The organism is Sphaerisporangium sp. NPDC049002 (genome assembly GCF_040649355.1).
Lineage (GTDB): Bacteria > Actinomycetota > Actinomycetes > Streptosporangiales > Streptosporangiaceae > Sphaerisporangium.
In genome coordinates, this window is the sequence record NZ_JBEZFH010000120.1 from 1 (window position 1) to 22,158 (window position 22,158).

The window sequence follows — 22,158 nt, forward strand, 5'->3', positions numbered from 1 at the left end:
GGGCCCGAGGATGGCGACCAGCGCCTCCTCCTTGACGGCGACGTCGATGTGGGTGCGGTGGCGAAACCGCTCGTCGGCGAAGTAGTCCGGGCTGGTGGGTGCCGGTCGCCCGGCGAGCTGGGCGGACGCCGTCGAGGCGGCACGTGTGGTCGCACGGGAGGCCGGCGCCGAGATCACCGTCAGCGCCGACCGGCACGAGCCGTGGCACCCGGGCCGGTGCGCCGCCCTGCACGTGGGGGAGAAGCTGCTCGGCCACGCCGGCGAGCTGCACCCGCGCGTCATCGAGGCGTACGGCCTGCCGCCCCGCACCTGTGCGATGGAGCTGGAGCTCAGCGTCCTCGCGGCGGTCCTGCCCGGTCCGGCGCAGGCCGAGCCGGTCTCGTCGTACCCCGTCGCCACGCAGGACGTCGCGCTCGTGGTCCCTGCCGGGGTTCCGGTCGCCGAGGTCGAGGCGGCCCTGCGCGAAGGGGCGGGCACGCTGCTGGAGTCGATCCGGCTGTTCGACGTCTACACCGGATCTCAGGTGGAGGAGGGCAAGAAGTCCCTGGCGTACAGCCTGCGCTTCCGCGCCCCCGACCGCACACTGATCGTGGAGGAGACCACCGCGGCCCGCGACGCGGCCGTGGCCCTGGCCGCCGAGCGCACAGGCGCCCACCTCCGCAGCGCCTGACATTCCCCGACGGCGCCGGATTCCGCCCGGCGCCGGCGGGGACGGGCCCGACGGTGGTTGATCACTCCAGTGAGGGGTGGCCGAATGGCGGTGGATCACTCCACCGCCATTCTCCTTTCAGCCCGCTACTTGGAGTACACCTCCATCTCGTACAGGGAGTAGCCGTACGAGGTGCCGCGTGTCACGCCCTGCATGCGGACATAGCGGGCCGTCGTGGGGCTGAAGGTGACGTTGTCCACGCCGCCGTTCCCGGTGGTGGTGGAGTACACCGTGGTCCAGGCCGATCCGTTGGCAGAGGTCTGGATCGAGTACGCCGCGCCGTAGGCGGCCTCCCAGCGCAGCACCGTCCGGGCCACGGTCTTGGCCGACCCGAGATCGACCTGGAGGTACTGGTTGTCGCTGGACGCGCTCGCCCAGCGGGTCGTCGGGTCGCCGTCGATCGCCCTGCTCGCCGGGTAGGGCGGGAGGATCTGCATGCTGGACGCGCTCGCGGACCCTCCGGTCGCGAGGTTGGTGATCGGGTCGCCCCGGTGGGCGGGGAAGGACACGACCTGCTGGTAGGTCGGCCGGTTCTGCCAGGAGATCAGCGACTGCTTGACCCCGCCGAGCGGCGAGTGCTCGATGGCGTCCGCGCACCACTGGTCGCCCGCCGAGCACACGTCGTCGGCCGGGTAGGTGGTCGTCGCGGGTTCGGCGAGCGCCGCCGACAGGCTGTTCAGCAGCACCGTCCGGCAACCGGCCACGGTGCCGTCTCCGCAGTACTTCTGCGCCAGAGGCCCGGCGACCTGGTCGCCCAGCACCGAGCGGATGTCCTTGCTCACGTAACCCCACCAGCCGTACTGGAACGCCGAGCCCTTGTGCGCCTGGGCCTCGTTCGCCGAGCCGGGAAGGCTGGAGAGGTCTCCCTGCTGGTGGCCCGACGGCGACTCGTTGATCTGCAGGGCGTTGACCAGCGACTGGTACAGGCCGTCACCGAGGCCGGGCTTGAACTCCGCCTGGACGAGCTTCGGCCACCACGCGTCGAACGCGCGGATGGCGTCGGCGTCCGAGTAGGTCCTGCTGCCCGGCGAGGTCTCCAGCCGCCTGGCGCCGCCCGAGGCCCATGCCGACAGTTTGGACACCGCCGAGGCGAGCGCCGGGTCGGTCACGGTCGCGCTGTTGACCACCCGGAGCAGGTGGGGCAGCACTTCCTTGCCGCGCAGGTCCGTGGTCGCGGCCTCTGCCATGATCTTCACGGTGCCCGCCCGGTCGAGCTTGCCCGATCCCGCCACCGCCGCCTTGACCGGGGCGTCCAGCAGGTCGACCCGGTGGACCGGCCCGAAGCTGAAGTTGCCGTCCGCCGCGCCGTAGTCCTTGGCCTGCTTGTTGTTCCAGCTGACCAGGTAGTCCTGGTTGCTCGTCTGCGGGTGGGTCGCGGGGGCCGTGTAGGTCGCGGAGTTGGTGGCCGGGTCGTACGCCGCCCATTCGTGGGCCGCGTCGGCCGTCATCGGGAGGTTCGGGTCGGAGACCGCGGACCTGACCGGGCTGTTGCCCGACATGAAGTACGCCGCGTCGGAGGAGTTCACGTAGAACCAGTTGAACGCGAAGCCGATGGTGGAGGCGGAGTTCCTGAACGCCGCGGCGTCGCCCATCTGGGCCGGGTCGTTGAACATCTGGAACCCGATCGCCGAGTCGGCCTCGTGCTGGTACGTCGAGCGCAGCGCGGCGAAGGCCGTGGGCTGCCCGTTGACCGTGCCGCGCCAGGTCACCAGGCCGTACTTGGTCCGCTTCATCACCAGGTCGTACGAGCCTGCGGTGGTGGAGTCGGCGACGGTGGGCTTCCACGAGTTGGTCTTCTTCAGCGTCTCCATCGCCGTGCAGGTGCCGTGGTACAGGTAGTAGTTCGACGCCGGGGTCACCGTGCCGCCGCCGGGGTCGCAGAGCTGCAGCGCGTAGGTGTCGGTGATGTCCTGGCCCGACGAGGTGGCGCTCCAGGCGTAGTCCGTGCCCCGGCCGAGCAGCACGTACAGGTTGAGCCCGGCGAACGCCGCGCCGCGTGCCCGGATGCCGGGCCCGGAGAGTTCCTCCAGCATGAGCAGTTGCGGGGCGAAGTAGCCGGTCTGGGGCCCGAAGACCGCCACCGGATGACCGGACTTCGACTCGGCGGCCGACACCACCACGGCGTTGGACATGCTGGGCTTGGAGTTGTCGACGAGCAGCCCGTCCAGGACGCCCTTCGCGGACGAGGTGGAGGTGGTGGCCGACCCCGACTCGTTTTCGGTGATGTCCACGGGTGACGTCGTCGCGTCGGGCAGGACGACCCCGGTGGCGCCGCCTGGCGCGTTCCCCGAGGGGAAGCTCTGGCCGTTGTGCAGGGTCAGCGTGGCCTCGGGGTCGTTCTGCGACCGGAAGGCCGTCCAGGCCTGGTCGCCGACCGTCGTGCCGTACTTGGCCCTGGCCGCGACCCGCACGAGCGCGGACTGCATCTCCGCGCCGCCGCCTCCGCCGAACAGCCCGCCTATCACGCCGGACACCGCGATCAGGTCGGTCATGGTGAAGTCCACCGGCCCGCCCGCGTTGGTGATCGCGTCGAGGTGGCCGGTGAGGACGTACTCGCCGGGGCAGTTCCGGTTCGCCATGCAGTAGTCGATGTAGGCGTTGATGCCGCTCACGTAGTTCTGCACGTCGGCGTAGAGCTGGGAGCCCCGGGTGCCGGAGTCCCTGAGCCTGTTGATCTGGGCCTGGAGGTCCGCCTCGGTGTAGGGGGAGTTGCGCCAGACGCTCTGTTCGAGCGCGCGGTTGCCGGGGGCGCCCCCGGCGAACGGGGTCAGCTCACCACGGCCGACGTGCCGCATCAGGTCCATGAGCCACAGGCGGTCCTGCGCGCCCGCGTACCCGGCGCCGAACATCGTGCCTTCCCGGGTGGTCCCGGTGACGTGCGGCACGCCGGTCGCCTTGTCACGGACGATCGTGACGTCCGAGCGGGGGCTCGTCGTGCTCTCCACCTGCCCGGCGGGCACGCCGAACGAGCTGTCGTTGAAGAACGTGGTGATCTGGTCGTCGGTCAGCCCGGTGTAGCCGGCGATGAGGTTGGCGTACTTGCCGAGCTGGTCGTTGCTGTGCCGTGGCATCGTGCCCAGCGACTGGTTGGCCAGGATCTCGACCAGGGTCGCGTTCCCGTTCTGGCCCGGCGGCAACACGTCCGCGCACTCGCCGAGGCAGTAGTCGTCGGCGGTGTAAGTGGCGGCCGATACGGGCACGACGGGGGATGCCAGCGAGAGGATCACCAGCGCGGAGGCCGCGGTGATCGTCCGCCGGAGACGTGCGTGCATGGAGAGGACCCCCAAAACATGAGGCGTACTCGGATGTTGGGAGGACCATACGCTCGCACCAACACCGGATCAATGGCCCATGTGATAATCACACGCTCCGGAAATGACTCGCGGTCACAACCCCGAGTCACGGAAACTCGCCCTGACGTGCAACGCCCGTCTTCCTATCGCGTGTCCGCCTCATGGCAGTGGTCCTCGCGATTCACGCCGCTCCGCGACGCGCGCTCGGACTGTGTCCCAGGGGGACGAGCACGCCGCACAAGGATGCGTCCGCGCCCGTGATCGACCCTTCGGTCGCCGATCAAGCGATCTCCGTCCTTCGGTTCGAAGAAGGGATCAAAGCCTGTCGATCTCCATCAGGTCGATGTCGATGTCGAAGGGGGCCGTGAGCCGTACTCGGCCCTGGTGGCTGCCGGACAGGATGTAGCTGTGCGTGGTCGGGTCCAGTTCGTAGGCGTTCACCGTGGGACGTCCTTCGGAGCTTTCGACCAGCCAGAAGTGAGGGATGCCGGCCTCGGCGTAAAGCGACGGCTTGCGCTTACGGTCACGCTCTTCTGATTCGGGGGACACCACCTCGATCGCCAGCACCAGATCTTCGGCTTTGTAGGCGGTGGTGTCTGGGCCTCGGACGGCTCTGGCGTGAAAGACGATCACGTCGGGCTCTGGTCGTTGCCGTGGGCCCAGGACCACGCTCATCTCGCGACGCACGCGCAGATCGGCTGGAACCGTGCGGCGCAAGCCGCTCTCCAGCAGCGTTCGGTGGCGCAGGGGCGTAGGCCCGGGGCTCACTCGATGTTAGATGCGTTGCTCGGGCGGGCATTTCGGTAGATCGCTGTACCTGCGACAGATGGGATGTTCTCCAATGAAGGTGGCAGTCTTCCTGGCGGGGTTCTTGGCCGTGCTCGTGGGAGGGCCGACCGAGGCCACGTCCAGGGCCGATGCGTCCACGGCCGCTGCGTCCGTGGGCAGGCCGGCCTATCCCACCGAGTTCTCCCTTCCGGACGGTTTCCAGCCGGAAGGGATCGCCATCGGCCCGGGCCCGGCCGCGTACTTCGGCTCGCGCGCGACCGGCGCGATCTACCGGGCCGACCTGCGCACGGGCGAGGGCCGGATCATCAGCCCAGGACCGGGCACCCCGTCGCTCGGCCTCAAGGTCGACGCGCGCGGCAGGCTGTTCGTCGCCGGCGGCACCGGCGGTGACGCCCGTGTGATCGACACCCGGAGCGGCGAGGTACTCGCGAGCTACCGGCTGACCACCGGCGCCGCGTTCGTCAACGACGTCGTGCTCACCCGTGACGCGGCCTACTTCACCGACTCGGCCAACCCCGTGCTGTACAAACTGCCGTTCGGGCGCGGGGGAGCACTGCCGGACGAGGCGGTGAACGTGCCACTGAGCGGGGACATCGTGTACACGACCGGCAACAACGCCAACGGCATCGCCCAGACCCCCGACCACAAGGCCCTGCTGGTCGTCCAGTCGAACACCGGCAGGCTCTTCCGCGTCAACCCCTCGACCGGAGTCGCCACCCTGGTGGACCTCGGCACCGAGTCCCTGGCCAACGGCGACGGCCTGCTGCTGGAGGGCCGCGTCCTCCACGTCGTTCAGAACCGGCTGAACACCGTGACCTCCGTACAACTGGACCGCGGCGCCACGTCAGGGAAGGTGATCCGCAAGCTCATGGACGGCCGCTTCGACGTCCCGACCACCATCGCCGCCTTCCGCGACCGCCTCTACCTCCCCAACGCCCGCTTCACCACCACCCCCACCCCGACGACCCCGTACAACGTGGTGGCCATCAAACGTCACTGATCCGGTGCCCGCCCGGTCCATCCCGTCGTTCCTCGCATAAGTCGTCCATGCTGAATGGCAGGGAAGGGTGGCATCTGTGAGGCGGGGCGAGTGGGGTGTGGGCCTGCCGGCGGCAGTGGTGGCGCCTCTCGCCGGGATCGGGCTGATGTTCGGGTCGAGCCTGCTCTACGCGTACGGCCCGTCGTGGCTCGAAAACCGGGTGGGAGCCCTGCTCCAACTCGGGCTGTGGATCGTCGTCGTGCCAGGGCGGCAGCGTGGCCGTGCTTCAGTCTTGGAGATCCCCGAGCCAGCGCAGAGCGCTCAGTCCGGGCATGAAGCAGTATTCGCCGCCGCGAGTGACGACGAACTGGGGCAGGGCGTGCAGGCGCCGCCGTACGGGCCGCCGGGGAATCGTGAAGTCGCGGGCGCCGTGGCTGGAGCCGATGACGGGATCGGTCTCGTTGCCCGCGCCGAAGAAGATGCCGCTGTTCATCCATTCGGACTGGACGAACTCGAACTGCCGCCCCGGGTGCGCTCCGATGAACGCGAACATCAGTCCGCGGTCGGCTCCGTCGTCTTCCAGGACGCCCTCGGGCAGCGCCGGGCCGTACGCGGTGCCGCGTCTGATCATGCGGTGCAGCCTCGGCGCACCGGCCACCGACGCGTCGCGGGGATTGCCTCGGCGGATGTGGCAGCCGCCCGGAGTGGTGAAGCCGGCCGGATCGTCCTGCTGGTACAGGAAGGTGTTGTTGCCGCTTGGGTCGGCGCCGAGGCCGGGGTCGTCGTGCAGCGGGCTGAGCGCCAGGGGTGCGCCGCTGCGCCAGCGTCCCATGATCTTGGCTGCGAGCAGTTCTTCGTCTTCGGGGCTGGTGGAGTTGTCCTTCAGGTAGCGCCGGAACAGGGCGACACGTTGGTTGAGCTTGCGGAAGGCCATGTAGGTGCCGTTGCGCCCCAGCACCTGGGGCTGTGGTGTCTGGATCCCGCCGAGCTCGTCGCGGTAGCCGAACACGAATTCGCCGGCCTTGAGGGGCGCCTCTAGCTGGTTCGTGCCGGGAATGCCGCTGCCCTCGACGGCGGGGTTGCTGATGCCGTCGCGGTAACCGAAGGGTTCTGTCTCGGTGGGTAGCGCGTGGCAGTTCTGCCGCCAGATCGCCGTCACGCCGGGAAGGGTGTCGAAGGCAGGGCGGGCGCGGTCGATGGCAGCCTCCAGTTGTGTGCTGTCGGGGGCGAGCGCCACGAGCACAACGTGAACATCGGGCGTGCCGAGCGGTGGTTCCCAGTTCTCGGGGCTGCTTTCGTCGATGTCGCCCAGCGCATTGGCCCGTGCTGCCATCCCCTGCCGGAACTCCCAGGCGAAGGTGTCGAGGGAATCCTGTGGCACGCCGAGTGCTCTGAGGCCGTGACAGGTGACCGCGACGCTCACCCAGGTCTCGCCCAGAGGGCTCGCCGAGTCGGCGGCCGAGGTCACCACTGCGCTCACGCGGCGCATCAGTTCCTTCCCGTGCGCCCGGTCGTCGATGCGGAACAGGATGTACGTCGCCGCGTACGGCGTCGGACGGGGGCTGAGCACACCGCGCTGGATGTCGTGGAGTTCGAGAGCGACCTGCGTTTGCTCGCTCATGAAACCTCGCCCTCCTGTGGCGCTACTTCGCCGAGGCGAGGTTTCCCCAGAAGGCGCGCAGGCTCTCGTCGGCGCCGAACAACGTGCTGAAGATCGTGCTGTCGGCCATGATCACATCACCGGCCCGGTCGCCGCTGGGCGGCATCCATAGGAACATGTTGAATTCGGTGTTGCCCGCCTCGGTGAACGGGTGCGGTCTTGATGTGTCGATGGGCTGCCGGCCAAGCACGTGGACGATGTCCGGGTCGTCGGTGGTGAGGGCGTAGTGCGGGAGGTGCTTGTGAAAGTTGAAGCTGGTCACTCCTTCCAGCCAGCCTTTGGTGTCGAGATCCCTGGTGATGGACAGTGGGGCGTTCTGGTTCGGTTGCTTCACCGCAGGACGTAGCCCATAGCGGTTTTCCACGGGCACTCCAAGACCTGCCATCAACGATCTGGTGTACCCGCCGAAGCGTTGCCGGCGGGGCACCAGGGGGTCACCGTGATGGCGGTACTCCATGTCGCGCACGGCCAGGTCGTCCGATGCCCCGACGTCGTGATGCGGCCCCAAGGCCAGGCAAGCCCCCTCCCGGGTGAGGAATTCCCGCAGCGCCTCGATCTCCTCCGGTGCGGCCTCCTGCCCGGTGATCATGTGATCCAGCCCCCACACGAACAGGGTGTCGGTGTCGGCCAGCACCCGCTCGTCCAGCGGGGTAGGGAAGCCGGCCTGATCGACGCGTTGATAGACGGGCACGGCGTGTCCGGTGGCCTCCTCGACGAACTGCTGGAACGGCAGCCAGCCCCGGAAGAACAGCTCCAGCCCGCCCGCGATGCCCTGCTGGAACCGCAGCGGATCCGACCACTTCGGGTCCTCGTAGGCCGGCCACGCCGCGCGGCGCACCTCGGTCATCGTGGAGAACCGGTTGTCGAGCTCCGCCGGGTTCCTGCCCGCCTCGGCCGGATAGCTCCACGCGACATAGATGCTCAACCGCCGCCGACCAGGGGTGTACTGGCGCGGCACATGCTGCTGGTTGTACGTTCGCGCGGTCCTGAACTCGTTCATCTTTCCTCCCTGATAACGCGGGCGGATGTCACTGCAGTTGGTCGAGCATCTCCGACAGAGCGCTCTTGATTCGCAGAGCCTTCTTGATCTCGTCGGCAGTGACGTACGGATACTCCCCGTACTCGATGAAGCTCGGGCAGTGATGCGCACGAACGAACCGTACGAACGCCTCGGGGTTGGTCTTCCAGTCCTCGGGAAACCCCTCAAGGTTCTCGAAAGCCGTACTCACCCCTGACCTGCTGAAGAGGTCGATGGCGTCTTCGGTGTACTTGTCGAAGTCGGTGTCGAAGATCCCCTGGTACATGAACCGCGTGTCGTCGTCGAACAGCACCCAGCGCAGATAGTGCAGCTTGAGCGGCGCAAGCAGATACGGGTCTGCTTCCAGCGCCTTGGCCAGCGTGTAGCCGTGGTTGCGGATCGCCTCGGCGCGGCCGGGCTTGACCGTCGCGATGATGGTGAACCCGTAGCACGCCGGGGTCTTGGGGAAGATGGGGCCGTATTTCCCCTGTTCCAGATGGTCGGTCTCCTTGGGAATGACGACCGCCTGGGGTGTGATCTCCATGTCTGTCCCTCCCTCACATGGCCAGGGGGAACGCACCATCGCTACCTACCTGCAATGTAATCACGTCGGCCCTGGCCGCTCGGTGGGCTGGGGCCGGCCTGCCGAACATCGTGATCACGCTGGGCCCGATCAGCAGGCGGAAGTCACCGGATCGCAGCGGGCTCACGTCCATACGGAGGCGCGGCAGCAGGCTTCGCTGACCGTCGGCGGGGCGCGGGTGATGGCGCCCCGCCTTGTACCTCGTGATCGCAGGGCCTCAGAGGCCGAGGGTCTCCTTGCGGAGGTGGGTTTTGAGGATCTTGCCTCCGGGGTTGCGGGGGAGTTCGGCGTCGCGGAACCAGAAGCGGACCGGGATCTTGAACGGGGCCAGCACCCCGCTCAGGAACGATCGCAACTCCTCCGCGGTGGCGGGCACGCCGGGCTTGAGCCGGACGACCGCGCCGACCTGCTCGCCCAGCTCGTCGTCCGGGATCCCGATCACGGCCGCGTCGTCGATGGCCGGATGCTCGAACAGGGCCGCCTCGACCTCGGCGCAGTAGACGTTCTCGCCACCCCGGATGACCATGTCCTTGGCCCGGTCGACGATGTAGACGAAGCCCTCCTCGTCCACCCGCGCCAGGTCGCCGGTGTGCAGCCATCCGTCCACGAACGTCTGCGCGGTCGCGTCCGGGCGGTTCCAGTAGCCCATGATCACGTTGGGGCCGCGCATGCACAGCTCGCCGACCTCGCCCGAAGGCAGCTCGTTACCGAGGGGGTCGGAGATCCGCACGTCGCAGACCGCCAGGGGCAGGCCGATGCTGTCGGGCTTGGCCAGGTACGTCGGCCCGCTGTTGTAGATCGCGAGCGCGGTGGTCTCCGTCATCCCGTACCCGTTGGACGCCTGCCGCTTAGGCAGCTGGTCGTTGATGCGCTCCAGCAGCTTGGGCGGGGCCGGAGCGCCGCCGTAGCTCACCCCGCCGAGGCTGGAGATGTCGTACTTGCCGAAGTCCGGATGCGACAGCAGCTGCCAGGCGTTGGTGGGAACGCCGGTGAGGATCGTCACCCGCTCACGCTCGATGAGCTGAAGTGCCAGCCCCGGATCCCACTTGTACATCAGCACCAGGCCGCCGCCGGCGAACATGGTCGCCGTCATCACCGCGAAGCAGCCGGTGACGTGGAACAGCGGCACCGTCAGCAGGGTGATCCGCCGCGTGCTCGCCGCCGAGGCCGGATCCTTGCCCGCCATGGCGATGCTGCGCAGCAGGGCGTAGGCGACGGTCATCGGCGACTGGCCGAGGTTACGGTGGCTGCCGAGCGCGCCCTTGGGGTGGCCCGTGGTCCCGGACGTGTAGAAGATCGTCGCGGGGTCCTCGGCGTCCGGCTCCACCGCCGGGAGCGCCACGTCGGCCCGTACCTCACCGAGGACGTCGGCGAACTCCCTGGCCCCAGGGGGCAGCTCACCGGCGGAGCGGGTGACGATCAGGGGGACGGCGGTGTCCCGCAGCCGCTCGGCCCGCTCGCCGTCGACGACGGCTACCTTGGCGCCCGAGTCCGACAGCCCGTACTCCAGCTCGGGGGTGGTCCACCACGCGTTCAGCGGTACGGCTATCGCCCCGGTCGCGAGGGTCGCCGAGAACGCGACGACCCACTCCGGATAGTTGCGCATGGCGATGGCGACCCGGTCGCCCTTGCTCACGCCGTAGTCCTCGACGAGCCGCCTGGCCAGCGTCGCCGCCCGCCGGTAGTGCTCCTCGTAGGTGATCCGCTCGTCTTCGTAGACGAGGAAGACCTTGTCGCCGTGGAAGCGGCTGTTCTCCAGAAGGGCCCGGAAGGTCGTCGGGGCGTGTTTCCAGGTCCGCAGCTTGGTCCCGCGGATCTCGACCTCGTCCATCTCGAAGAGCTGGCCCGGTCCGGTGAGCTGTGCTTGGACCTGGTCGTGCGTGACAGTCATGCGCGGTGACTCCCCGGGTGAGTAGGTGCCGTTGCCAAGGACGATACCGACCGGTAGGTACGGACAACAGAGGGTTGTTCCAGACGGCCGCGCCGATAGCGCTCACTTGCATGACGATGCTTAGGCATGCATACTTTCTCTCTAAGAAGTCATGAGGGCGAGTGCATGGTCATGTGAGGTGGGTCGATGAAGGCGGCGGTCGCCGGAGCCAGCGGGTACGCCGGGGGCGAGTTGCTGCGCCTTCTTCTGGCCCACCCCGCCATCGAGATCGGCGCGCTGACGGCGGGTTCGAGCGCGGGCGGCACGCTCGCCGCGCACCAGCCGCACCTTCCCGCCCTGGCCGGCAGGCTCATCGAGGAGACGACGGCCGAGACCCTCGCGGGCCACGACGTCGTCTTCCTGGCACTCCCGCACGGCCAGTCGGCCGCCGTCGCCGAGCGGCTCGGCGACGACACGCTCGTGGTCGACTGCGGCGCCGACTTCCGGCTGGAGGACGCCGCCGAGTGGGCCCGCTTCTACGGCGGCGCCCACGCCGGCACCTGGCCGTACGGCCTGCCCGAGCTGCCCGGCCAGCGCGACCTCCTCCGCGCCGCCAAGCGCATCGCGGTGCCGGGCTGCTACCCGACGTCGGCCACCCTCGCCCTGTTCCCCGCGTTCGCCGCGGGCCTCGCCGAACCCGACGTCGTCGTGGTCGCGGCCAGCGGCACCTCCGGCGCGGGCAGGGCGCCCAAGCCCCATCTCCTCGGCAGCGAGGTGATGGGCTCGGTCAGCGCCTACAGCGTCGGCGGCTCGCACCGCCACACCCCCGAGATCGCGCAGAACCTCTCCAAGGTCGCGGGCGGGCCGGTGAAGGTGTCCTTCACCCCGATGCTGGCCCCGATGAGCCGGGGCATCCTCGCCACCTGCACCGCTCCCGCCGTTCCCGGCCTCACCGCGACCGCGCTGCGCGAGGCGTACGAGGCGGCGGTCAAGGACGAGCCGTTCCTGCGGCTGCTTCCCGAGGGCACCTGGCCCGCGACGGCCATGACCCTCGGCGCCAACACCGCCGCGCTCCAGGTGACCCTCGACGAGCGGTCCGGGCGCGTCGTCGCCGTCGTCGCCATCGACAACCTGACCAAGGGCACTGCGGGCGGGGCCGTCCAGAGCGCCAACCTCGCCCTCGGCCTGGCAGAAGAACTCGGCCTTCCCCTCAATGGAGTCGCCCCGTGAGCGAGCTCAGCCACAAGACAACGGTCCAAGGAGGGCACGCGTGAGCGTCACCGCACCCCTCGGTTTCCGCGCGGCCGGTGTCGCCGCGGGCCTGAAGTCACGCGACACCCGTGACGTCGCGATCGTCGTCAACGACGGCCCCTCGCGGGCCGCCGCCGGGGTCTTCACCCGCAACCGCGTGAAGGCCGCCCCGGTGCTCTGGTCCCAGCAGGTGCTCGCCGGCGGCAGGGTGAGGGCGGTCGTCCTCAACTCCGGCGGCGCGAACGCCTGCACCGGTCCCGCTGGCTTCCAGGACACCCACGCCACCGCCGAGAAGGTCGCCGAGCTCATCGGCGACTCGGCGGGCGAGGTGGCGGTCTGCTCCACCGGGCTGATCGGCGAGCGGCTGCCGATGGACCTGCTGCTCCCCGGCGTCGAGACCGCGGCCGCCCAGCTGTCCAGGGACGGCGGCCTCGCCGCCGCCGACGCGATCCGCACGACCGACACGGTCACCAAGATCTCGTTCCGCAGGGGAGAGGGCTACATGGTGGGCGGCATGGCCAAGGGCGCGGGCATGCTCGCCCCCGGCATGGCCACCATGCTCAGCGTGATCACCACCGACGCCGACGTGCCGGCCGAGGAGCTCGACCGGGTGCTGCGCAGGGCCGTCGGCGTCACCTTCGACCGGCTCGACACCGATGGCTGCATGTCCACCAACGACACCGTGCTGCTGCTCGCCAGCGGCGCCTCCGGGGTGACCCCCGACCCGGCGGAGTTCGAGAAGAAGGTCACCGAGGTCTGCGCCGATCTGTCCAGGCAGCTCCTGGTCGACGCCGAGGGCGCCTCCAAGGCCATCGCGATCGAGGTCGTGGGGGCCGCCCACGAGGACGACGCCGTGGCCGTCGGCCGGGCGGTGTCCCGGTCGAACCTGCTCAAGTGCGCCATCCACGGCGAGGATCCCAACTGGGGCCGCGTCCTGTCGGCCGTCGGCACGACCGACGCGGTCTTCGAGCCCGACCGGCTCAACGTCGCGATCAACGGCATCTGGATCTGCCGGGGCGGCGCGGCCGGGGACGACCGCGCCAAGGTCGACCTGCGCCCCCGCGACGTGACGATCACCATCGACCTCTCGGCGGGCCCGCACTCCGCGACCGTCCACACCACCGACCTCACCGCCGACTACGTCCACGAGAACTCGGCCTACTCGACATGAGCGGAGTCATCGACATGGGCGCGGGACCCCAGGCGCAGGCCAAGGCGGCCGTCCTCATCGAGGCCCTGCCCTGGCTTAAGCGCTTCCGGGGACAGACCGTCGTCGTGAAGTACGGCGGGCACGCCATGACCGACCAGGGCCTGCGCGAGAGCTTCGCCGACGACATGGTGTTCCTGCTGCACGCCGGCCTCAAGCCCGTCGTCGTGCACGGCGGCGGTCCCCAGATCAACGCCCATCTCGACAGGCTCGGCATCGAGAGCAGCTTCACCGCCGGGCTCCGGGTGACCACGCCCGAGGCCATGCAGATCGTGCGCATGGTGCTCGTCGGCCAGGTCAACCGCGACGTCGTCGGCCTGATCAACCGCCACGGCCCGTTCGCCATCGGCATGTCCGGCGAGGACGCCCACCTGTTCACCGCCGAGCGCAAGCACGCCCAGGTGGACGGCGAGAAGGTCGACATCGGCCAGGTCGGCGAGATCGTCCGGGTCGAGGCGGGAGCCGTCCAGGCGCTACTCGGCGACGGGCGCATCCCGGTGGTGTCCTCGATCGCGCGCGGCGAGGACGGCGAGATCTACAACGTCAACGCCGACACCGCCGCCGCGGCGCTCGCGGTCGCGCTGAACGCCGGGAAGCTCGTCGTGCTCACCGACGTCGAGGGCCTGTACGCCGACTGGCCGGCCTCCGGCGACGGCTCCGCCTCCGAGGTGATCACCCAGGTGACGGCCGGCGAGCTGGCCAAGCTGCTGCCCGGTCTGTCCAGCGGCATGGTGCCCAAGATGGAGGCATGCCTGACCGCCGTCACGGGCGGCGTGCCGCAGGCGCATGTGCTCGACGGCAGGGTGCCGCATTCGGTGCTGCTCGAAATCTTCACAGACGAGGGGATCGGAACCATGGTGTTGCCCGAGGTGCGCTCATGACCGGCGCGAGTTCGCTCCAGAAGCGCTTCGAGGCCGCGTTCATGCCGAACTACGGGGTTCCGCCCGTGGTGCCCGTCCGCGGCGAGGGTTCCTACGTCTGGGACGCGGACGGCACGCGCTACCTCGACCTGATCGCGGGCATCGCGGTCAGCTCGCTCGGCCACGCGCACCCCACGCTGGTGGAGGCCGTGTCCCGGCAGGTGGCGACCATCGCGCACACCTCCAACCTGTTCGTGAACGAGCCCGAGGTGCTGCTCGCCGAGCGCCTGCTCGGCCTGCTGAAGGCCCCTGCCCGCGTCTTCCTCGCCAACTCCGGCACCGAGGCGAACGAGTGCGCGCTCAAGCTCGCCATCAAGTACGGCAGGTCCACCGGCAGGAAGTACTTCGTCGCCGCCGACAACGGCTTCCACGGCCGTACGCTCGGGGCCCTCTCGCTGACCGGCAAGGCGTCCATCCGCGACCAGTTCGGGCCGTTCCCGATCGACGTGCGCTTCGTCCCGTACGGCGACGCCGACGCGCTCAAGCAGGCCGTCACGCAGGACTGCGCGGCGGTGTTCCTGGAGCCCACGCAGGGCGAGGCGGGCGTCGTGCCGCCGCCGGCCGGCTACTTCACCGCCGCGCGCGAGATCTGCGACGCGACAGGGGCGCTGCTGGTGCTCGACGAGATCCAGTCGGCGATCGGCCGCACCGGGCACTGGTTCGCCCACCAGCACGACGGCATCGTCCCCGACGTGCTGACGCTGGCCAAGGGGCTCGGCGGCGGCATGCCGATCGGCGCCTGCCTCGGCTTGGGCGACGCCGGCACGCTCTTCGCCAAGGGCGACCACGGCTCCACCTTCGGCGGCAACCCCGTGTCCGCGGCGGCGGCGCTCGCCGTGCTCGACACCATCGACCAGGACGGCCTGCTCGCCCATGTGCGCACGGCCGGGCAGCGGCTCCGCGACGGCATCGCCGCGGTAGGCCACCCGCTGCTGGCGGGAGTGCGCGGCCGGGGACTGTGGCTGGCCATCGTGCTCACTGCCGACCGCGCCGCCGACGTCCAGGCCGCCGCCCAGCGCGCCGGGTTCCTGGTCAACGCGGTGCAGCCCGGCGCCGTACGGATCGCTCCGCCGCTCGTGATCACCTCCGAGCAGATCGAGACCTTCCTCCAGGCACTCCCGGCGATCCTCGCGGAGGTGGCCCCGTGAGCACGTACGGAGGTGACCCGGTGGCCGTCCGGCACTTTCTGCGGGACGACGACCTGAGCCCCGCGGAGCAGGCCGAGGTGCTCGACCTGGCCGAGGCGATGAAGAAGGACCGGTACGGCTACCGCCCTTTCGAGGGCCCGATGACCGTCGCGGCGCTCTTCGACAAGCACTCCACCCGCACCCGCATCTCGTTCGCGGTCGGCATCGCCGAGCTGGGCGGCCAGCCGTTGATCATCGACGCGGGGAGCTTCCAGATGGGCAGGGGGGAGCCGATCGAGGACACCGCCCGCGTCCTCGAACGGCAGGTCGCCGCGATCGTGTGGCGTACCTTCGGCCAGGAGCGCGTCGAGGCGATGGCCTCGGCCTCCTCGGTGCCCGTCGTCAACGCGCTGACCGACGAGTTCCACCCCTGCCAGGTCCTCGCCGACCTGCTGACCGTACGGGAGCGGCGGGGCCCCCTCGGCGGTCAGACTCTCACCTACCTGGGCGACGGCGCCAACAACATGGCCCGCTCCTACCTTCTCGGCGGCGCGACGGCGGGAATGCACATCCGTATCGCGGCCCCCGCGGCGTACCAGCCGGACGCGGTGATCCTCAACCGCGCGGCCGAGATCGCCGCCTCGACCGGCGGCTCGGTCACGGTCCTGTCGGACGCGGCCGCGGCCGCCGCGGGCGCCCACATCCTGGCCACCGACACCTGGGTGTCGATGGGCCAGGACGGCAAGGACGAGCGGGTCGCCGCCCTCATGCCGTACCAGCTGAACGCCGAGCTGCTCGCCCTGGCGGCCCCCGACGCGGCGGTGCTGCACTGCCTGCCCGCCTACCGAGGCCTGGAGATCACCGCCGGCGTGCTCGACGGCCCGCGCAGCGTGGTCTGGGACCAGGCGGAGAACCGCCTGCACGTCCAGAAGGCCCTGCTCCACTGGCTGGTGGTGCGATGACGATCCCGCTCACCAAGGCCGCCAGGCTCGCGAAGATCGCCGATCTGGTCAACCGCCACAAGGTCAAGTCGCAGCCCGAGCTCGCCAGGCTGCTCGCTGAGAGCGGAGTCGAGGTCACCCAGGCCACGCTCTCGCGCGACCTCGACGAGCTGGGCGCGCTGAAGCTGCGGGCCGACGACGGCTCGCTGGTGTACGCGCTGCCGGGCGAGGGCGGGGCGCGCATCCCGCTGACCCGCATGGGCGCGGGCGAGAGCCCGGCGGCCCGGCTGCGGCGGGTGGCCGAGGAGCTTCTGGTCTCGGCCGAGGCCTCGGCGAACCTCGTGATCGTGCGCACCCCTCCGGGGGCCGCGCAGTTCCTCGCCTCCGCGCTCGACCACGCCGACTGGGAGTCGATCCTCGGCACGGTCGCGGGCGACGACACGATCCTGGTGATCAGCCGGGATCCCGTGGGAGGGACGCTCCTCGCCAAGTCCCTGCTCAGGCTGACCGATCGACGTAGTCAGCCCGTGTGAGCCGGGCGTCTTCCATCAAGACCCGAGCGAACCGGGCGTTCCTCGTAAGACATTCAAGAATTCCTTTCCTGGGAGAGCAGAGCAATGACTGACAGGGTGGTACTCGCCTACTCCGGCGGCCTCGACACGTCCGTGGCCATCCCCTTCCTCGCCGACCAGACCGGCGCCGAGGTCATCGCCGTGGCCGTCGACGTCGGCCAGGGCGGCGAGGACATGGAGGTCATCCGGAAGCGCGCCATCGACTGCGGCGCCGTCGAATCGGTCGTGGTGGACGCCCGCGAGGAGTTCGCCGCCGACTTCTGCGTGCCCGCGCTCCAGGCCAACGCCCTCTACATGGACCGCTACCCGCTGGTCTCCGCCCTGTCCCGGCCGCTGATCGTCAAGCACCTGGCCACGGCCGCCAAGCAGTTCAACGGCACCCACGTGTCGCACGGCTGCACCGGCAAGGGCAACGACCAGGTCAGGTTCGAGGCCGGCCTCGCCGCGCTGAACCCCTCGCTGAAGGTCATCGCGCCCGCCCGCGACTACGCCTGGACCCGCGACAAGGCCATCGCCTTCGCCGAGGAGAAGGGCCTGCCGATCGACGTCACCAAGAAGTCGCCGTACTCCATCGACCAGAACATCTGGGGCCGCGCCGTCGAGACCGGGTTCCTGGAGGACATCTGGAACGGCCCGATCGAGGACGTCTACTCCTACACCGCCGACCCGTCGCAGCCCCGTGAGGCCGACGAGGTCGTCATCACCTTCGAGGCGGGTGTGCCGATCGCCCTGGACGGGCGTTCCCTCACCCCGTTCCAGATCATCGCCGAGCTCAACCAGCGCGCGGGCGCCCAGGGCGTCGGACGCCTCGACATGGTCGAGGACCGGCTCGTCGGCATCAAGTCCCGCGAGGTGTACGAGGCTCCGGGCGCGATCGCCCTGATCACCGCCCACATGGAGCTGGAGAACGTCACGGTCGAGCGCGACCTCGCCCGGTTCAAGCGGTCGGTCGACCAGCGCTGGGGCGAGCTGGTCTACGACGGCCTGTGGTTCTCCCCGCTCAAGGACGCGCTCGACACCTTCATCGCCGACGCGCAGAAGTACGTCTCCGGAGACATCCGCATGACCCTGCACGCCGGACGGGCCGTCGTGACCGGGCGTCGCTCCGAGGCGTCCCTGTACGACTTCTCGCTGGCGACCTACGACACGGGCGACGCCTTCGACCAGTCGCTGGCAAAGGGCTTCGTCCAGCTCTGGAGCCTCCCCTCCAAGATCGCCGCCGCCCGGGACGGTCGTCTCGGCTGACAGGGCCCAATTGGGCTAGGGTCGCGGATTGAGCGTTGGAACTGGAGAAGAGGAGAACGGTGGCTGAGGGTGGCAAGCCCATGCGGCTCTGGGGTGGCAGGTTCGAAGGCGGTCCGGCGGACGCGCTGACACGACTGTCGGTCAGCGTGCAGTTCGACTGGCGGCTCGCGCCGTACGACCTGCTGGCGTCACGGGCGCACGCCCGGGTGCTCCACCGCGCCGGGCTGCTGAGCGAGGCGGAGCTTGAGCGCATGCTCGGAGCCCTGGACGACCTCGAACAGGCCTGCAAGGCCGGTGAGTTCCGGCCCACCGTGGCCGATGAGGACGTGCACACCGCCCTGGAGCGCGGGCTTCTGGAACGACTCGGCTCGCTCGGCGGCAAGCTCCGGGCCGGCCGCAGCCGCAACGACCAGGTCGCCACCGACCTCCGGCTCTACCTGCGCGACCACGTCCGCTACATCGTGTCGCGGCTCGTCGAGCTGGAGACGGCCCTGATGAGCCAGGCCGAGGAGCACGCGTCCACCGCCGCCCCCGGCATGACCCACCTGCAGCACGCCCAGCCGGTGTCGTTCGGGCACCAGCTCCTCGCGCACGTCCACGCGATCGCCCGCGACGTCGACCGGTTGCGCGACTGGGACCGGCGCGCGGCCGTGTCCCCGCTTGGCGCGGGCGCGCTCGCGGGCTCGTCCCTGCCCCTGGACCCGCAGGCGGTCGCTCGGGAACTGGGCTTCGACGCCGCGGCGCCGAACTCCATGGACGCCGTCGCCGACCGCGACTTCGCCGCCGAGTTCCTGTTCTGCGCCTCGCTGATCGGCGTCCACCTGTCGCGGCTGGGCGAGGAGATCGTCCTGTGGGCCTCCCAGGAGTTCCACTGGATCGAGATGGACGACGCCTACTCCACCGGCTCGTCGATCATGCCGCAGAAGAAGAACCCCGACGTCGCCGAGCTGGCCCGGGGCAAGTCCGGCAGGCTCATCGGCAACCTGATGACGCTGCTGACCACGCTCAAGGGCCTGCCGCTCACCTACAACCGCGACCTGCAGGAGGACAAGGAGCCGGTGTTCGACTCGGTCGACACCCTGCTGCTGGTCCTGCCCGCCGTCTCCGGCCTGGTCTCCACGATGCGCGTGAACACCGCCCGCCTGGAGTCCTCCGCGCCCGACGGCTTCGCCCTGGCGACCGACCTGGCGGAGCTCCTGGTGCGCAGGGGAGTGCCGTTCCGCGACGCCCACGAGGCGGTCGGGCACCTCGTCGTGTGGTGCCAGGTCAACGACACCACCTTCGAGAAGCTCACCGAGGAGGACCTCGCCAAGATCTCTCCGCACTTCGTGGAGAGCCCCGGTGGGGCCGTGGTCCCCGGCGACGAGGGCGGCGTGCCGGGCGCTCTCGACGTGCTGAACGTGCAGGGCGCGCTCGCCTCGCGCAAGGCGTACGGTGGCACCGCGCCCGACCGCGTCCGCGACCAGCTGACCGCCCTGCGGGAGATCGTCGACGGCCAGGCGGCGTGGGCGAGCGGATCCTAGACCGGGAGTTCTTCGACCGGCCCTCACCACAGGTGGCGCCCGGCCTGCTCGGGCGCGTCCTGCGGCACGGGCCGGTCGCCGTGCGCCTGACCGAGGTGGAGGCGTACGGCCCGCCAGGGGAGGACCCGGCGTCCCACACCTACCGAGGGCGCACCCCGCGCAACTCCGTCATGTTCGGGCCGCCGGGGCACCTGTACGTCTACTTCACGTACGGCATGCACTTCTGCGCCAACCTCGTCTGCCTGCCCGAGGGCCAGGGCTCGGGGGTGCTGCTGCGCGCCGGCGAGGTGATCGAGGGGGTGGAGGTCGCCCGCACCCGCCGCCACCGGCCCAGTACGGCCGCGGCGCTGACCGGCCGGGGCCGTACGATCCCCGAGCGCGAGCTGGCACGCGGCCCCGCGCGGCTGGCCGTGGCGCTCGGCGTGGGCAGGGAGCACAACGGCCTCGACTGCTGCTCGGGCTCCGCGGAGCTGGAGATCCTCGAAGGCGACCCCGCGGATCCCGCGTCGGTCCGCTCCGGCCCGCGCACCGGCGTCTCCACCGCCGCCGACACCCCGTGGCGCTTCTGGATCGACGGCGACCCCACCGTCTCGTCCTACCGCAAGCACGTGCCCAGGACCCGTCCGAGCTGACCCGCTCTCGTGATCGCGAGGCAGTGCTTTTCAGGTGGCGGAGTGGTGCGGTGATCGGGCAGGCTGTAAGGCGAGGCGAAAGCCGTACATTCATCCGTCGAACCAACCATGAAGGCCAGGATCGTGACCGACATCCTCGATGACCTTGCGTGGCGCGGCCTGATCGCGCAGTCCACCGATATCGACTCCCTCAGGGTGGCGATGGACGAGGGTCCGATCACGGTCTATTGCGGGTTCGACCCGACGGCACCGTCGCTGCACGTCGGGAACCTCGTCCCGCTGCTCACGCTGACGCGCATCCAGCGGGCGGGCCATCGTGCCATCGGGCTGGTCGGCGGGGCCACCGGCCTCATCGGCGACCCCAGCGGCAAGAGCGAGGAGCGTTCGCTCAACTCGACCGAGGTCGTCGCCGAGTGGGTGCGGCGCATCCGCGTCCAGGTGGAGAAGTTCGTCGACTTGTCCGACTCCTCCGGGTCCATCCTGGTGAGCAACCTCGACTGGACCCACGGCTTGTCGGCCATCGACTTCCTGCGTGACGTCGGAAAGCACTTCCCGGTGAACCGCATGCTGGCCCGCGAGTCGGTCTCGGCCCGTCTGGCGGGGGAGGGGCTGAGCTACACCGAGTTCAGCTACCAGATCCTGCAGGCCAACGACTACCTGGAGCTCTACCGCAGGCACGGCTGCTCGCTGCAGATCGGCGGCAGCGACCAGTGGGGCAACATCACGGCGGGGTGTGACCTGATCCGCCGGGTCGAGGGCCGCCACGTGCACGCGCTGACCGTGCCGTTGATCACCAAGGCCGACGGCACGAAGTTCGGCAAGACGGCCGGTGGCGCGGTGTGGCTCGATCCCGAGCTGACCTCGCCGTACGCCTTCTACCAGTTCTGGCTCAACTCCGACGACCGCGACGTCGTGAAGTTCCTGAAGATCTTCAGCTTCAGGTCCAGGGACGAGATCGAGGCGCTGGAGAAGAGCGCGTCCGAGCGCCCGGCGGCTCGTGAGGCGCAGCGGGCGCTGGCGGAGGAGTTCACGACCCTGCTGCACGGGGCCGAGGAGTGCGCCGCGGTGATCGCCGCGTCGGGCGCGCTGTTCGGCCAGGGCTCGCTGGAGGAGCTGCCGGAGAGAACGCTCGCGGCGGCGCTGGCGGAGGTGCCGAGGGCCACGGTGCCCGCGCTCGGCGCCTCGTACGTCGACCTGCTCGCCGAGAGCGGGCTCGTCGAGAGCAAGTCGGCGGCCCGCCGCGCCGTCAAGGAGGGCGGGGCGTACCTCAACAACACCAAGATCACGGACGAGTCGTACGTCCCGTCCGCCGAGGACCTGCTGTACGGGCGGTTCCTGGTGCTCCGGCGCGGGAAGCGCTCCGTCGGCGGTGTAGAGGTCGTCGCCGGCTGACGCTCACGGCATCCCTCCGGCCCCCGGTGCGCGTCTGTCACCGGGGGCCGGAGGCGTCTGTGGTGACACTCCTGTGGCGCTCTGGAGAGACTTTCTGTCATCGGAGAGGTGAACTGGAGTGGTTGCTCCCATGACGATTTGACGGAGCCCCGGACGCCGCTTAGTGTTCTCTTCGCCCCCAGGGAACGACGGGCTGCCGAACAGGCGCCTGGCTCCCGGGCATCCCGGAAGACATGTTCTCGGATTCGCCGTCTCTGACGGAGGATCCGGATCTGACGTGTTGCCCAGACGAGATCGAGCCGAACTTTTTTGACAGTTCGAGTCGACATCGAGTGGACAACAGGGTAAGTTGGACGGGTTGCCCTGGAGACGGGGCGGCCGAACTGTACCAGTTCGGGGCGGTTTCTGCCAGATCGGATGATTTGACAGAAAGTGTCTGGATCTGGT

General features: G+C 69.8%; 17 protein-coding genes and 1 pseudogene. 12 read left to right on the forward strand and 6 right to left on the reverse strand.

The window, feature by feature from the left end:
• Positions 1-85 precede the first annotated feature (85 nt).
• Positions 86-670: pseudogene (locus tag AB0B89_RS22645) on the forward strand (phenylalanine--tRNA ligase subunit beta); the annotation flags it as partial.
• A 125-nt stretch (positions 671-795) separates the two neighbouring features.
• On the opposite strand, the gene AB0B89_RS22650 reads toward AB0B89_RS22645, so the two are convergent.
• Positions 796-3,981, reverse strand: coding sequence for a penicillin acylase family protein (locus AB0B89_RS22650; RefSeq protein ID WP_358556102.1), 3,186 nt, complete (start codon positions 3,979-3,981; stop codon positions 796-798).
• A gap of 336 nt (positions 3,982-4,317) precedes the next feature.
• On the reverse strand, positions 4,318-4,770 hold the full coding sequence (locus tag AB0B89_RS22655) for a Uma2 family endonuclease (RefSeq protein WP_358556105.1): 453 nt from the start codon (positions 4,768-4,770) through the stop codon (positions 4,318-4,320).
• 73 nt (positions 4,771-4,843) lie between these two features.
• On the opposite strand from AB0B89_RS22655, the gene AB0B89_RS22660 reads away from it, so the two are divergent.
• Positions 4,844-5,791: a superoxide dismutase gene (locus AB0B89_RS22660; protein WP_358556108.1), complete on the forward strand. Its 948-nt coding sequence runs from the start codon at positions 4,844-4,846 to the stop codon at positions 5,789-5,791.
• Positions 5,792-6,056: 265 nt separating this feature from the next.
• On the opposite strand, the gene AB0B89_RS22665 is transcribed toward AB0B89_RS22660, so the two are convergent.
• The 4 genes from AB0B89_RS22665 to AB0B89_RS22680 all read right to left on the reverse strand — a co-directional run bounded on the left by AB0B89_RS22665 (position 6,057) and on the right by AB0B89_RS22680 (position 10,922).
• Entirely contained in the window at positions 6,057-7,391 is a 1,335-nt protein-coding gene (locus AB0B89_RS22665) for a Dyp-type peroxidase (RefSeq protein WP_358556111.1), read from the reverse strand.
• A gap of 22 nt (positions 7,392-7,413) precedes the next feature.
• Positions 7,414-8,430, reverse strand: a complete 1,017-nt coding sequence (locus AB0B89_RS22670) for a hypothetical protein (protein WP_358556113.1) — start codon at positions 8,428-8,430, stop codon at positions 7,414-7,416.
• A gap of 28 nt (positions 8,431-8,458) precedes the next feature.
• On the reverse strand, positions 8,459-8,992 hold the full coding sequence (locus tag AB0B89_RS22675; protein ID WP_358556116.1) for a hypothetical protein: 534 nt from the start codon (positions 8,990-8,992) through the stop codon (positions 8,459-8,461).
• A 256-nt stretch (positions 8,993-9,248) separates the two neighbouring features.
• On the reverse strand, positions 9,249-10,922 hold the full coding sequence (locus AB0B89_RS22680; protein ID WP_358556119.1) for a class I adenylate-forming enzyme family protein: 1,674 nt from the start codon (positions 10,920-10,922) through the stop codon (positions 9,249-9,251).
• Between the two features lie 186 nt (positions 10,923-11,108).
• Here AB0B89_RS22680 and argC point away from each other — a divergent pair, with 186 nt between their 5' ends.
• The 10 genes from argC (at position 11,109) to tyrS (ending at position 21,711) form a co-directional block, all read left to right on the forward strand.
• The gene (gene argC, locus AB0B89_RS22685; RefSeq protein WP_358556122.1) at positions 11,109-12,131 is read left to right on the forward strand and encodes an N-acetyl-gamma-glutamyl-phosphate reductase; all 1,023 of its coding nucleotides are present in this window, start codon (positions 11,109-11,111) and stop codon (positions 12,129-12,131) included.
• A gap of 40 nt (positions 12,132-12,171) precedes the next feature.
• Positions 12,172-13,323, forward strand: coding sequence for a bifunctional glutamate N-acetyltransferase/amino-acid acetyltransferase ArgJ (gene argJ, locus AB0B89_RS22690; protein WP_358556125.1), 1,152 nt, complete (start codon positions 12,172-12,174; stop codon positions 13,321-13,323).
• A 14-nt stretch (positions 13,324-13,337) separates the two neighbouring features.
• A complete protein-coding gene (argB, locus tag AB0B89_RS22695) occupies positions 13,338-14,240 on the forward strand; it encodes an acetylglutamate kinase (RefSeq protein ID WP_358556143.1) in 903 nt (300 codons plus the stop codon).
• A complete protein-coding gene (locus tag AB0B89_RS22700) occupies positions 14,237-15,427 on the forward strand; it encodes an acetylornithine transaminase (RefSeq protein ID WP_358556128.1) in 1,191 nt (396 codons plus the stop codon). Before argB ends, AB0B89_RS22700 begins: the two co-directional genes overlap by 4 nt.
• On the forward strand, positions 15,424-16,368 hold the full coding sequence (gene argF / locus AB0B89_RS22705) for an ornithine carbamoyltransferase (RefSeq protein ID WP_358556131.1): 945 nt from the start codon (positions 15,424-15,426) through the stop codon (positions 16,366-16,368). The genes AB0B89_RS22700 and argF overlap by 4 nt, the downstream gene beginning before the upstream one ends.
• Complete coding sequence (locus tag AB0B89_RS22710; protein ID WP_358556134.1) at positions 16,365-16,880, forward strand: arginine repressor; 516 nt, start codon at positions 16,365-16,367, stop codon at positions 16,878-16,880. The genes argF and AB0B89_RS22710 overlap by 4 nt, the downstream gene beginning before the upstream one ends.
• An 84-nt stretch (positions 16,881-16,964) precedes the next feature.
• Positions 16,965-18,164, forward strand: coding sequence for an argininosuccinate synthase (locus AB0B89_RS22715; RefSeq protein WP_358556137.1), 1,200 nt, complete (start codon positions 16,965-16,967; stop codon positions 18,162-18,164).
• Positions 18,165-18,244: 80 nt separating this feature from the next.
• A complete protein-coding gene (gene argH, locus AB0B89_RS22720; protein ID WP_358556146.1) occupies positions 18,245-19,687 on the forward strand; it encodes an argininosuccinate lyase in 1,443 nt (480 codons plus the stop codon).
• Positions 19,669-20,319, forward strand: a complete 651-nt coding sequence (locus tag AB0B89_RS22725; RefSeq protein ID WP_358556140.1) for a DNA-3-methyladenine glycosylase — start codon at positions 19,669-19,671, stop codon at positions 20,317-20,319. The genes argH and AB0B89_RS22725 overlap by 19 nt, the downstream gene beginning before the upstream one ends.
• Positions 20,320-20,442: 123 nt before the next feature.
• On the forward strand, positions 20,443-21,711 hold the full coding sequence (gene tyrS / locus AB0B89_RS22730; protein ID WP_358556149.1) for a tyrosine--tRNA ligase: 1,269 nt from the start codon (positions 20,443-20,445) through the stop codon (positions 21,709-21,711).
• Positions 21,712-22,158: the final 447 nt, after the last annotated feature.